We start from the raw sequence: 12,615 nt of genomic DNA, 5'->3' as shown, positions 1-12,615 counted from the left end.
CTGTAGAGGCAGGGTGCCGCCGCGTTGCTGATTGAAGGAAAACAGTCAATGGACAGGGCCGCTGGTATCGATCGCGGGATCAGTTGGGCGGCAGCCAGTCCTCGCATCGAAGACCATCGACACGCCCGAAATGGTCGAGGTCCCCGGTTATGACGACAAGGCCGCGACTGCGAGCATGACCAGCAATCAGAATGTCATAGGGCCCTATGAGCATGCCTTTGCGTTCGAGATCGGCATAGATGTCACCGGCATGCGCTGCTGCATCTTCGTCGAATGACAGGACTGCAAGCCGTCCCGCAAGCCCCTCCACCTGTCGGCGGTTTTCTGCTGCCCTGGCGGATTTCGCCGCGCCGCGAACGAGTTCCGCAAGAGTGACCGTCGAAATGCAGAGCGTATCCGCCTCGGCATTGAACCGGACGCGCAGGCCCTGAGGCCGGTCCCGCAGCAACCGAATGCAGAGATTGGTATCCAGCATATGCGCCAGCATCAGAACGCCTCACGACGTTGGTGTTCCGGCTGTGCGCGTTCACCCGGATCAACGCCGGGAGCGTCGAAGAAGTCGTCCCATGATGCGTCAGCAGGGACAATGACCCGACGTGGACCGTCGCGCAGGATTGCCACCTCCCGCACACCGGGAGGAAAGGCGACGTCCTTCGGAAGCCTGACAGCCTGTGTCTTGTTGGTCTGGAACAGCGTCGTTCGTGTCACCTTGTGCCTCTTGGTATATCCATTCAGTATATCCAATCTGACGGCGCAGGTGCAAGAGCAAGATGCGTGGTCCGCCAATCGGTCACTTCCCAAACGGTTACCTCATGGACGCTTACCAAGGGTAGCCAGCGTCTATGTGAACATCCGGTCCGGCGTCCGCGCTTTCCACGCCACCTGCCGTGGTCCAGAACGCCCGTCGGCCATCGCCCAAGGTGATTCTCCCGAACCCGCCGCCACCGCCATATCGCCAATGCCACCCACCGGGCGGCTGACGCAGAAAGGAGGAAACCAATGGCTCAGATCAAGCGCCACGCATCCGCGCAATGGCACGGCTCCGGCAAGGAGGGCACCGCCAGCCTGACCACGCAGAGCGGCACGCTGAAGGACACGCCGTACAGCTTCAGGATGCGCTTCGGGGACGCCAAGGGCACCAATCCCGAGGAACTGATCGCCGCCCATGCCGGCTGCTTCAGAATGGCCATCGCGTTCCAGCTGACTGGCGCCGGACACCCGCCGGAAAGCCCGGACAGCGGACGCCACGCTGACGATGGGGCAGGAGGCCGGCGGCTTCCGGATCGCCGCCATCCACCTGGTGCTGAAGGCCAACGTGCCGGGGATCGATAGCGGTAGATTCCAGGAACTGGCACGTGCGACGAAGGAGAACTGCCCGGTGTCGAAGGTGCTGAACGCCGAGATCACGCTCGACGCCCGGCTGGCCTGAGGCTGCCTGTCCTGGCTGGCTGGCGGGCGGCTGTTTGGCCGCCCGTGGGCAACCGATCCACTCGGACATCTGCGGCAGCGTCGTTGCTGACGGCAGCGAACCGTTCCAGCCGTTCCTCTGGACAGAAGGAAACTGGCCGGCCCATGCTCGGTCAGCGGTACGGCTGCACAAAGAGGCGCCGATGAACGTCGCGGGCTGGCTGCAGGCGCTGGGGATGGAACGCTATGCGGCGGCATTTCGTGAGAATGACGTCGATCCCGACGTGCTGCTCACGCTGACCGCCGACGACCTCAAAGAGCTCGGTGTTACCTCCATCGGCCATCGCCGGCGTCTGCTGGAAGCAATCGCCGCGCTGCGCTCTGAGAGAATACCAGCTGAGGCGCCCACTCAGGTTTTATCTGGCCCGCTGATCGAGTCGACCGGACAGTTCCAGACGTCCGAGACCACCGCCGAACGTCGCCCGCTCACTGTGATGTTCTGCGACCTCATCGGCTCCACCGCACTTTCCGCTCGGCTCGATCTCGAGGACCTGCGTGAGGTCATCCGCAGCTATCAGGCGTGCGTTGCCGCCACGATCCAACAGTTCAACGGCTTCATCGCCCGCTATGTCGGCGACGGCGTGCTGATCTACTTTGGCTGGCCCAAAGCCCATGAGACCGATGCCGCCCGCGCCGTGCGCGCTGGGCTCGCAGTCGCCGCCGCGGTCAGTGAAGCACCTTTGGCCGGTCAGACGCTGCAGGTGCGGATCGGCATCGCAACAGGACTGGTGGTTGTTGGCGAGCCGATCGGCTCCGGCGATTCCCGCCAGCAGACAGCGATCGGCGAGACGCCGAACCGGGCAGCCCGCCTGCAAGGACTCGCCGGGCCAGGGCAGGTGGTGATCGACGCCGCCACCCGTCGGCAAATCGGCGGCCTGTTCGACTGCCGGGAACTCGGTGCCGTGGAACTCAAAGGCCTGCCCGAGCCGGTGCCGGCCTGGCAGGTCGTGTCCGAGAACCGTACACTCGGGCAGTTCGAGGCGCTGCGCTCGGGCCAGACACCTCTGATCGGGCGCGAGGAGGAACTGGACCTGTTGCTCCGTCGCTGGACGCAGGCGAAGGGCGGCACCGGCAAGGTGGTGCTGATCGCGGCGGAGCCAGGGGTCGGGAAGTCGCGGCTGGCCGAGGCGCTGGCCGAGCGGATCGCCGCTGAACCTCATGTCCGGTTGCGCTATTTCTGCTCACCGCACCATCAGGACAGCGCGCTGTATCCGGTGATTGCACAGATGGAGCGCGCGGCAGGCTTCGCCCACGGCGATGCACCAGAAGTTCGGCTGACCAGGCTGCAGGCGCTGCTGGCGGAAGCCGAGCCATCGGGTGAAGACGTGGCGCTGGTTGCCGAACTGCACGGGTTGCCGTCAACCGATCTTGTTCCGCCGCTCGACCCGACGCCGCAGCGGCGGAAGGAAAAGATCTTCGAGGCGCTGCTGCGACAAGTTGAGGCTCTGGCGCGACAGCGCCCGGTGCTGATGGTGTTCGATGACCTCCACTGGATCGACCCGAGTTCGCGCGAGCTGTTGGACCGGCTGATCGCGCGGGTGGCAAACTGGCCGGTGCTGCTGCTGGCGCTGTTCCGGCCGGAGTTCCAGCCGTCCCGGGCCAAGCAGCCGCAGGTGACGATGCTGAGCCTAGCCCGGCTCGACCGGCGCGACACGACGGCGATGGTGGCCAGTCTTGCCGGCAATACGGCGTTGCCAGCCGAGATCATAGCAGAGATCACCGAGCGCACCGACGGGGTGCCGCTGTTTGTTGAGGAATTGACCAAGGCGGTGCTGGAGGCGGGCGCTGATGGCCCGGTGCTGACATCCGTGCCACATCCGGCGGTGCCGGCGACTTTGCACGCCTCGCTGCTGGCGCGGCTGGATCGGCTGGGACCTGCTGCCAAGGATGTCGCACAAACCGGCGCGACGATCGGTCGCGAGTTCGGCTTCGCGCTGCTGGCGTCAGTCACCGATCTGCCCGAGCCTGAACTTCGCGCAGCACTCGATCGGCTGGCGAATGCCGGCCTGCTTTTCGTGCGGGGCACGCCGCCCCAGTCGATTTACTTGTTCAAACACGCAATGGTCCAGGATGCCGCCTATGGCATCTCGTTGCGCAGCCGGCGCCAACGGCTGCATGCTCGCATTGTCGCGAGCCTGGAAGTCCGTTTCCCGGAAACTGTATTGTCGCAACCTGCGCTGTTGGCCCAGCACTGCGCGGCAGCCAGTCTCACGGAACAGGCGATCGCGTATTGGCTGAAGGCTGGTCAGCAAGCCATGGCACGTGCGGCCATGGCCGAAGCAATTTCGCAACTTCGCAAAGGCTTGTACCTGGTCCCGAAACTCTCCGACAGCGAAGCCCGTCAGCAGCAAGAACTCGATTTGCAGATTGCCCTCGGCCGCGCCCTGATTGCAGGTCATGGCTACACTGCTTCGGGCGTCGGCGAGACTTACGCGCGGGCGCGCCTGCTTTGCGATCAACTTGGCGACAAGGCCAGACTCGTCTTGGTAATGTTTGGCCAATATCTCTACGAAGCCATGATCGGCAAACTGAAGTCCGCATCCGATATCGCCCTGCGAATGCTGAGCCTGGGCGAAATGTGGAACGATAATCGGGTGCGGTATCTCGGTTGCCGCTGCGCTGCGGTCATCGATCACCACCAAGGCGAATTCGTCGAAGCCCGCACTCATTTCGAACGCACGCTGTCCCTCTACAACCTCGCCGATCGTGCCTACTTGGCCGACCTGTCAGCAGAGGACCCGCATTGTGCGACGTTGTTGCATTTCTCCTGGACGCTGGCGTGCCTTGGATATTTGGATCAAGCGCGCAAGCGGCTTGACCAAGGACTCTCAGAGGCACGCCAGAGCGGACGGCCCGATACATTGGCTTCCTCCATCAGGATGGCTTGGGTTGGCGACAATCTCCTTCGCTCCACCGCATCCGTGTGGCTTGAGCGTGTCGATGAACTGAGCGCCCTGTCCATCAATCGTGACTTACCGTTCCTGGAGGGAGTTACAAATTCTGTCCGCAGCTCATACCTGGCCGCATCGGGGTATATCGAACAAGGAATAGCCCTGCTTCGTAGTCGCTTGGCAACCACCCGGGCTGCCGGCAACGTAGGGACGGTGCTGATTATGTCGGTCTATCTCGCGGAGCTTTATGGCGTTGCGGGCCTGCCGCAGGATGGGCTGAAGCTTGTCGTCGAGGCTGAAGGTCATCTCCGGCCAAACCAGGGTTGTTGGTGGGAGGCTGAAATGCACCGGCTTCGAGGGCAGTTTCTGTACGCGATCGGCGAGCGCACGGAAGCGGAGGCGAGTTTTCAGCAAGGTCTTGTCGTTGCACGCCGCCAGAGCGCGAAGTTGTTTGAGTTGCGCACAGCCATGGGCCTTGCCCGATTCTGGCGCGACCAGGGCAAGCGCATGGAGGCTCGCGATCTGCTCAGCCCGATCTATCGCTGGTTCACGGAAGGGTTTGACACTCCCGATTTACGGGACGCCAAGGCTCTGCTGGAAGAACTCGCATAGGGGTGCGGGCGGCAGAGGCTGCATCCGGTTCGGCACGGCTTGTGGTCCAGCATCCAGGCGGCGATGAAAACCTGTCGCCAACCCGTCGCCTCCTCCAGGGACCTCCGGCAGACGACAGTCGTCACCCCGCCCGGTAGCGATCCACCCCATCCTTGTCCGTCTCCAGCTGCAGTTCCCCCTTGCCCAGCATGTGGTTGACATGCGCCAGCACCTCGCCGAACGCAAACCCGGTCTGGTGCGCGTCCAGCGTGCGGGTGAACAGGTGCGGCACGATCTCCGCCACCGACAGCGGCGCGTCGCGGCAGGCCTCGGCGATCAGGCGGCAGCGTTCGGCGTGATGGGCGATCAGTTCCTCGATCCGGTCGTGCAGGCCGTGGAACGGCAGGCCGTGGCCGGGCAGCACCAGCACGTCCGGCGCCACCGCCGCCCGGATCGCTCGCAGCGAGGCCAGGTAGATCCCCAGCGCATCCAGGTCCGCCTCCATCGGATGCACGCTGACATTGGGCGAGATCCGCGCGATCACCTGATCGGCCACCAGGAACAGCTTCTCCGCCGGCCGGTACAGCATCGCCTGTTCCAGCGCGTGCCCGCCGCCGGTCAGCACCTGGAAATCGCGCTCGCCGATGGCCAGCGTGTCGCCGTGCTTGATCCGGTGATAGGACGGCGGCACCCCGGTGGTGCGGCGCAGGTATTCGTGTCCGCGGCTCAGCACGATCTCGGTCGCGTCGGCGTCCAGCCCGTGGCGGCGGTAGAACGGCCGGTAGACGTCGCTGCCATAGTCGCCCGGGGCGTGCGCCAGCACCAGGCTGAGCAGGTATTCCGGCCGCGGCATCGCCATCTCCAGCCCGAACCGCTCGCACAGCCAGCCGGCCAGGCCGACGTGGTCGGGGTGGTAGTGCGAGACGACCAGCGACCTCAACCCCTGGCCTTTCAGCGGGCCGGCCAGCACCTGTTCCCAGATCCGCTTGCTCTCGTCGGTGCCGAGGCCGGTGTCCAGCGCGGTCCAGCCACCCTCGTTGCGCAGCAGGTAGATGTTGACGTGATCCAACCGGTAGGGAAGCGGCAGCCGCAGCCACAGCAGGCCGGGCGCGATTTCGATCATCTCCCCGGGCGCGGGCGGGGCCGCGAACGGAAAGGTCAGTGTGGATGCGGGGTGTGTATGCATGCCCTGTCCCTAGCAGACCCGGGCGCCTCCGCCTACTGGGTAGTAGGGCTTGCCGCCGATCCTGCAATCGGCCGCGGCTCTTGGCATCAGGCGCAGGGCGGGAAACAATGCCGCAAAACAGGCGAGGAAACACCATGAGCCAGCCTCCCGCTCCAAGTACCTACCTGCCCGTCCGCGACGACTGGCTGGCGCGGCGGACCGAGACGATCCTGGAGCCCGACCTGCCGATCGTCGATCCGCACCACCATCTGTGGGAGCGGCCGGGCTGGCGCTACATGCTGGACGACCTGCTGGCCGACACCAACAGCGGTCACAACATCGTCGCCACCGTGTTCGTGCAGTGCCGCGCGATGCACCGTGCCTCCGGTCCGGAAGCGTTCCGCCCGGTCGGCGAGACCGAGTTCGTCAACGGCGTGGCGGCCATGAGCGCCTCGGGCAACTACGGCCCGGCGAAGATCTGCGCCGGCATCGTCGGGCACGTTGACCTGCGCAACGGCGAGCGGTCGCGCGACGTGCTGGAGGCGCATATCCGTGCTGGCGGCGGGCGGTTCCGCGGCATCCGCCACATCACCGCCTATGATCCCGACCCGACGCTGATGAACCCGGCGTACAACCCGCCGGTCGGGTTGATGTACGACCCGGCGTTCCGCCAGGGCTTCGCGTGCCTGGCGCCGCTGAACCTGTCGTTCGATGCGTGGCTGTATCATCCTCAGATCGGCGACGTCGTCGACCTGGCGCGGGTGTTTCCCGGCACCATGATCTGCCTGAACCATATCGGCGGGCCGCTGGGCATCGGCTCCTACGCCGGGCTGCGGCAGGCGGTGTTCGAGGAATGGTCGAAGTTGATCCGTGCGCTGGCGGAATGCCCGAACGTGGTGGTCAAGCTGGGCGGCATGGCGATGCGGCTCAACGGGTGGGATTTTCACACCAAGGCGGACCCGCCGTCGTCCGAGGAACTCGCCGCGGCCTGGAAACCCTATGTCGAGACCTGCATCGAGGCGTTCGGCGCGTCGCGCTGCATGTTCGAGAGCAATTTCCCGGTGGATAAGGGCTCCTATGGCTATCAGGTGTTCTGGAACGCCTGCAAAATATTGGCTAAGGATGCGAGCGCGGCGGAAAAAGCCGATCTGTTCAGCGGCTCGGCGGCGCGGTTCTATCGCCTGGATCTCTGACGGGAGCGGAACAATGCGGCAATTGCGCATCGGCGACGTCACCATCGCCAGCATCATCGAGCGGGATGGCCCATGGCGGAAGCCCGCCGACATGTTCCCGGCCTACCAGGAGGATCTGGCCCGGAAGCACCTGGCGACGCTGGACCCGGAGATCTTCGATCCGGCGACAGGGAAGATGGTCATCACCTACCAGACCTTCGTGGTGCGCACGCCGCACCACACGATCCTGGTGGATACCTGCACCGGCGAGGACAAGGGCTTTCCGCCGCCGATGGATTTCCCGAAGCAGCGCTGGCTGGACGAGTTCAGGGCGGCCGGCCTGTCGTTCGACGCGATCGACTATGTGTTCTGCACGCATCTCCACATCGATCATTGCGGCTGGAACACGGTATTGCGCGACGGACGCTGGACGCCGACATTTCCGAATGCGAAATACGTGTTCCACAAGCGGGAGTATGCCGCGTGGGAGCAAGCGACGAAGCAAGGCAAAAATCCCCCGGGCGACGTCTGGCGCTTCAACTGCCTGCCGATTGTCGAGGCTGGGCAGGCGCTGCTGGTCGACGATGACTATATGCTCGACGATACGGTCTGGCTGACGCCGACGCCGGGGCACGCGCCGTGCCATTGCTGCGTCAACATCAGGTCCGGCGGGCAGCGTGCGGTGGTGACGGGCGACCTGATGCATCACGCCTTGCAGTGCCGGATGCCCGAGTGGTCAACGGTCTTCGACTGGGATCCCGAGGAAGGGATCATGTCGCGGCGGCGGTTCCTGGGCGATATTGCTGGAACCGGAACGTTCGTCTTTCCGATCCATTTCCCGCACCCGACGGTGGGGCGGGTGGAGGCGATGGAAGATGGCTTCGACTACAAGTACGTGCGGTAAGGCTTGAGGCGAAATAACCGATCCGCCAAAGCCGGCGCACCGGCCCTTCCGCGTCATGGCGGCTACCCGGGCTTGCCCTGGATACCGGCCATGACGGTTGGAGCGTCCGTGCGGCAATTGGAGCGGTTATTCTGCGTCAGATCCTGGTACAGCGTTTCCGTGGAACCGAACATATCGTGCGACCATCGGCGATGTCTTGCTGGCGGAGATTCCGCTGATGTCACCACAGAGACACAGGGACACCGAGATCGCAACAAGGCCGTCGGCAACGCGGCGATCCTGATCTCTGTGGCTCTGTGGCTCTGTGGTGAACCATCGTCGGCCGCAGCAAGCACCGGCCATGACAGGGACGCATGCCCCTGGCAGCACCGTCATGTGGTCTGGACGAGCGCTCCGGCCGCAGCCCGAACAGAGCGATGCCGCCGCTGTATGCCTGCAAGCGGAGTCCCAGCCGTCCTGCGGTGTGCTGTAGCTTCAGGCAGGCCCACCGGAAGATGGGGCTTCTGTCAGACAAAGATAAAGTTTCCACCCGGTGCAAGCTGCTGGAGCAGATCGAAATTGGTTTTGTTGTCGGTTAGCACAGGCAATCCGTTCTTTGCCGCGCAGAGGTAGATCACGGCGTCGTTGAGAAGCTCCTTCGACTGCTTCTTATGAAAGCCCTGCGTTCGAGCGAGAATGCCTGCCACCATCCCTGCGTCCGCCCAGGTTTGGGCATCAGGAACGAGCAACCGATTGGCAGGGATGGAGGCGAACATTTCGGCATAGTGACCAGCTACTGCCCGCCAGTCTGGCGCCTTGGGAGCGTACTTGCCGATGCCCGCACTGACTTCTGCAAGGCAGACCGAACAGTGTAACATCAATCCTTGGCCGACAATGTTCTCTGCCGCGTGGGACAGGATGCCAGCGGCGTCCATGATGTAAATGTTCGTGTCGGGCACAAAGACCTGCCGCCCCTTCCCGGCGATATCGCTGGCGCAGATCAAATCGATGTCGGCGCGGGCGGTCAGTTGTGCCTGATGTTTCTCCAGCTTCCGCGACCGGATGATCTTCTGGAGGTCAATAGTCAAGCTTGTGGCCTTTGCCCAGGCGCCCTCTGTTCTTGCGCATGAACTCTGCAACCGGATCCGGTTGCGCCAGCGCGGCAAGTGCGAGAATCCCGAGTTCGGAAGGCGATGTTACACCGCTCTCTTTCATAGCCGCCTCGACCAGGGCGGGAGGAGCCCTGAAGCTGACGTGCACAGTGCGTTCCCCCTCCAGGAGTCCTGCCTCTTTGGCACTCTCGAAGGTGACTACGTGCGCGAGTTTGGCACCGGACGGCGCAGAAACCTGTCTGGACCGGCGCTGACGTGAGACGGTGTTCCCTGTCGTCGCCCGCTTGCCAGACCGTTGTGCTACGGCCATGCCACACCCCTGCTTAACGTGCGCATCTTAAAGATTCATGTCACACAATGCAAGGTGGGGTTGGCTGCCGCCCTCTGAACCCACACCCAACTTCTACAGTTCGGCTACGCAACTCACTGAAACATGGGATAAATCGTGATCTAAGGCCGCTTGTGGTGCAAAAGAGCGGATTTCCTGAGAGTCGGCCTACAGCAAGCCATTGATATAACGCGGACTTTTTCTGTCAGCGGCGGTTTTGGCACCACAAGAGCCTCAAAATCTGGCTTTTCTGTGCAGTTTCAACGAGTTGCGTAACCGAACTGTAGAAGTCGGGCCCACACAGCTTCTCATGGGCGTGGCCGCAACAGGTTCTGTTTCATGGAAACACTGTACCAGGCGCTGAGTCGTTGCTCCGTCGTCATGGCAACGGTCACGTCGCGTGCCGGATGACCGGCTCGTGCGTCACGGCGAAGTTGACGGAGCTGGCGATATAGCACTTGGCATGCGCCTCGTCGTGCAGGCGCCGCGCCAAGTCGGCATCGTCCCCGGCCCGGACCGTCACCTGCGGGCGCAGCACCACGCTTACGAAACGACCGCCGGCGGGGGAATCCTCGGCCATGGTGCCAGCCGCTTGATCCCGGTAGGCCAGCACGGCGATGCCGGCGTCGGCGCAGAGATGCAGATACCAAAGCTGATGACAGGCCGACAGCGCGGCAACCAGCAGGTCCTCGGGATTCCACCGCGCCGCGTCACCGCGGAACACGGGATCGGCAGAGCCGGGAATGGAGGGCTTGGTCCCCGCCGAGATGCTGTGGTCGCGGCCATAAGCCCGGTAACCGGACGTGCCGGTGCCGCGGTTGCCGGTCCACTCGACGTCGACTGCGTAATGGTGCTCGCCGCGGACCTGCGCCATGCCCTTTCCCCCGTGTTCTTCGTTGGTCCAAAGATAACGGGTCAGATGGCCTGGCGCGAGTCGGCACGGCCGGTGCTTCCCTGGCTGCCACTTCAGCCCTGGCTTGGCGCGTAACGGCCAGGCGGCGGCAACCAGGAGCGCCGGGATCAGACGGCGGCGGCGACCTTCTCGCGAAACGGGTTGAACGGGTTGACGGCGCGCGGTGTGCGGGTGCGGCCCCGGCGCACGTGGGTGCTCGGGCCAGGCACCGCGACCAGGCGCGGCAGCACCAGCGGGTCGGACTTCTTCGGCGCCTCGTTCTGCTCCAGTTCCAGACCCTCGCGCCGGCGGCGGTCGTTGATCCACTGCTGGCCGACGCGGCTCAGGTCATCGGGGTGCATGTTCAGGCAATCCGCAATCATCAGCCGCGACTCCGCCCAGTCCCCGCGGCTGACGAAAAACGCCGCCGCCTGGTTGTACAGGATCGAGCCGATCGGCTCATTCTCCAGATCGGCCTTGGCCTGCATCACAACCTGGGCCCAGAGAACGCGGTAGGCATGTTGGGTGTCGCCAGCAGACATGTCGATTTCCAATTGTTGCGATGACCGAGAGTCGATGGAGGGTTCCGATACTCATCCGGGTCGGAATGGTCGGGGAACGGCGTTGCGGATCAAATCGCGCAGAGGCCGGCCCAGGTCGCCAGCAGCAGCACCACCAGCGCGATGGCCTTGAGGTACGGCGACGCCGAGTCGATGGAAACGGGCTGCCAGGACGCGACGATCATGCTGGAGCCGTCAACGTATTGAATGCGGTCGTCGTGCATGGAAACCATCCGATCCTGGCATGATCCTCCGCTGAAGGAGCCGCCTTCCGAAAAAGGCGCCGCGGGAGCCAACCTCCCGCGGCAAGGTTCAGGGAGGAAACACGAAGTTTTTAACTCACGTTTTCGTTAGTCGGCAATAGGGATCTCACAAAATCGCGATCACATCTTTGATAATTTCCCGATATAATTTTGCAGAACGTTGATACTCCGGATTCTAAAACGAATCGCCGGCCGGCACCGTCACGTATCGTGTCAGTAGCGATTCCGCCACAGCCGCGCGGCCGCTCGCGCGCAGGCGCTTGCCCGCCCTGTCATCGCAAATCCCCGTGAACCGGTCGCGCCGGCCGTATCACCGGCGCCGCGGCCAGGACCGCCCGAAGCGGCCGGTCAGCCGTCCGGGCGGTTGGCCTTGCACCATTCCGCCACCTGCGCGTGGGTGGCGAACCAGCAGCCGCCCTTTGCCTTCATGCGGCCGATCAGCCGATCGAGCAGCGGCAGGCGGGAACGGTGGCCGATGATGTGCGGATGCATGGTCAGCAGGAACAGCCCGCCCTCCTCCCAGGCGCCGTCGAATTCAGCAGTAAAGATCTCCTCGACTGCCGAGGGCGGGGTGTAGGGGCGCAGGCCGGAAAAGCGAAGCATATTGAAATACACTGCATCATCACGAATCCATTCCGGCGGCAGTTCGACGATGCCGGTGGGCTCGCCCTGGTCTTCCAGCTCGTATGGATCATCGTCGGCCATCAGGCTGCTGTCGTACAGCAGTTTCATTTCGCGGATGATGTCCAGCGTGTTGACCGAGAAATCCCAACTCGCCGTGCGCATCCCCACCGGCTCGGTGCCGCTGATCCGCGCCAGCGTGTCGCGCGCCCGCAGCGTCAGCTCGCGTTCCGCCTCGCGCGGCAGGCTGGTGTTGACCTCGTGGATCCAGGAGTGGATGCCGATCTCGTGGCCGTCGGCGGCCAGCGCGCGGACCTCGCCGGGATGCAGCAGGGCAGAGACGGCCGGATAGAAGAAGCTGGCCGGGATCGACTCGCGTTCCAGCAGGCGGCGGATGCGTGGCGTGGCCTGCCGGGCGCCGTACTGGCCCTGGCTGATCCGCATCGGGCTTTGGTCATTATCACGTAATGGTATCGTCTCATGATCGGCGTCGAAGCTGATCGCCACGGCGCAGCGGGCGCCGTTGGGCCACGCCGCCGGCTTCAGGCTGCGCCCGGCGCGCGCCCGGCCGACGATCCGGCGCCATTCCACCTCGGGCCACTGCCAGGGTTCCTGCGGGGTATTGCTCATTGGGGGTTCCCTCCCTGCGCTGTGGGCGCCATGCTGCATC

14 protein-coding genes are annotated in these 12,615 nt (G+C 64.1%); 5 read left to right on the top strand and 9 right to left on the bottom strand.

Features of this window, described 5'->3' with window-relative positions; all coding sequences use genetic code 11:
- Nucleotides 1-79 precede the first annotated feature (79 nt).
- Together vapC and vapB are read right to left on the bottom strand one after the other, a co-directional pair.
- A complete protein-coding gene (gene vapC, locus CCS01_RS09215) occupies nt 80-487 on the bottom strand; it encodes a type II toxin-antitoxin system VapC family toxin (RefSeq protein ID WP_104518533.1) in 408 nt (135 codons plus the stop codon).
- Nucleotides 487-708: a type II toxin-antitoxin system VapB family antitoxin gene (vapB, locus tag CCS01_RS09210; RefSeq protein WP_104518532.1), complete on the bottom strand. Its 222-nt coding sequence runs from the start codon at nt 706-708 to the stop codon at nt 487-489. The genes vapC and vapB overlap by 1 nt, the downstream gene beginning before the upstream one ends.
- Nucleotides 709-999: 291 nt before the next feature.
- Between vapB and CCS01_RS09205 the strand changes: the two genes are divergently transcribed.
- The 3 genes from CCS01_RS09205 to CCS01_RS09200 all read left to right on the top strand — a co-directional run bounded on the left by CCS01_RS09205 (nt 1,000) and on the right by CCS01_RS09200 (nt 4,970).
- Entirely contained in the window at nt 1,000-1,332 is a 333-nt protein-coding gene (locus CCS01_RS09205; protein WP_239992069.1) for an OsmC family peroxiredoxin, read from the top strand.
- On the top strand, nt 1,256-1,429 hold the full coding sequence (locus CCS01_RS35045) for an OsmC family protein (protein ID WP_239992068.1): 174 nt from the start codon (nt 1,256-1,258) through the stop codon (nt 1,427-1,429). The genes CCS01_RS09205 and CCS01_RS35045 overlap by 77 nt, the downstream gene beginning before the upstream one ends.
- A 181-nt stretch (nt 1,430-1,610) precedes the next feature.
- Nucleotides 1,611-4,970 (top strand): adenylate/guanylate cyclase domain-containing protein, encoded by a 3,360-nt coding sequence (locus tag CCS01_RS09200; RefSeq protein ID WP_104518531.1) that lies wholly within the window; start codon nt 1,611-1,613, stop codon nt 4,968-4,970.
- 121 nt (nt 4,971-5,091) lie between these two features.
- Here the strand turns inward: CCS01_RS09200 and CCS01_RS09195 are convergent, their stop codons facing one another.
- Nucleotides 5,092-6,135, bottom strand: a complete 1,044-nt coding sequence (locus CCS01_RS09195) for an MBL fold metallo-hydrolase (protein WP_104518530.1) — start codon at nt 6,133-6,135, stop codon at nt 5,092-5,094.
- 134 nt (nt 6,136-6,269) lie between these two features.
- On the opposite strand from CCS01_RS09195, the gene CCS01_RS09190 reads away from it, so the two are divergent.
- The gene (locus CCS01_RS09190) at nt 6,270-7,307 is read left to right on the top strand and encodes an amidohydrolase family protein (protein ID WP_239992067.1); all 1,038 of its coding nucleotides are present in this window, start codon (nt 6,270-6,272) and stop codon (nt 7,305-7,307) included.
- Nucleotides 7,308-7,320: 13 nt separating this feature from the next.
- Nucleotides 7,321-8,190, top strand: a complete 870-nt coding sequence (locus CCS01_RS09185; RefSeq protein WP_104518529.1) for an MBL fold metallo-hydrolase — start codon at nt 7,321-7,323, stop codon at nt 8,188-8,190.
- Nucleotides 8,191-8,696: 506 nt separating this feature from the next.
- On the opposite strand, the gene CCS01_RS09180 is transcribed toward CCS01_RS09185, so the two are convergent.
- From CCS01_RS09180 to CCS01_RS09165, 6 genes are all read right to left on the bottom strand, one after another.
- Complete coding sequence (locus CCS01_RS09180) at nt 8,697-9,257, bottom strand: type II toxin-antitoxin system VapC family toxin (RefSeq protein WP_204848194.1); 561 nt, start codon at nt 9,255-9,257, stop codon at nt 8,697-8,699.
- A complete protein-coding gene (locus tag CCS01_RS32620; protein ID WP_146101632.1) occupies nt 9,247-9,429 on the bottom strand; it encodes a hypothetical protein in 183 nt (60 codons plus the stop codon). Before CCS01_RS32620 ends, CCS01_RS09180 begins: the two co-directional genes overlap by 11 nt.
- 571 nt (nt 9,430-10,000) lie before the next feature.
- Nucleotides 10,001-10,483, bottom strand: a complete 483-nt coding sequence (locus tag CCS01_RS09175; RefSeq protein ID WP_104518528.1) for an OsmC family protein — start codon at nt 10,481-10,483, stop codon at nt 10,001-10,003.
- Between the two features lie 146 nt (nt 10,484-10,629).
- Nucleotides 10,630-11,055, bottom strand: a complete 426-nt coding sequence (locus CCS01_RS09170) for a hypothetical protein (RefSeq protein ID WP_146101631.1) — start codon at nt 11,053-11,055, stop codon at nt 10,630-10,632.
- Between the two features lie 77 nt (nt 11,056-11,132).
- Nucleotides 11,133-11,285 (bottom strand): hypothetical protein, encoded by a 153-nt coding sequence (locus tag CCS01_RS33565; RefSeq protein ID WP_158258310.1) that lies wholly within the window; start codon nt 11,283-11,285, stop codon nt 11,133-11,135.
- A 387-nt stretch (nt 11,286-11,672) separates the two neighbouring features.
- Nucleotides 11,673-12,575, bottom strand: a complete 903-nt coding sequence (locus tag CCS01_RS09165) for a polysaccharide deacetylase family protein (protein ID WP_104518526.1) — start codon at nt 12,573-12,575, stop codon at nt 11,673-11,675.
- Between the last annotated feature and the right edge of the window lie 40 nt (nt 12,576-12,615).

Source organism: Rhodopila globiformis, from assembly GCF_002937115.1.
Taxonomy (GTDB): Bacteria; Pseudomonadota; Alphaproteobacteria; order Acetobacterales; family Acetobacteraceae; genus Rhodopila; species Rhodopila globiformis.
This window is presented reverse-complemented; position numbering and strand designations above follow the sequence as displayed.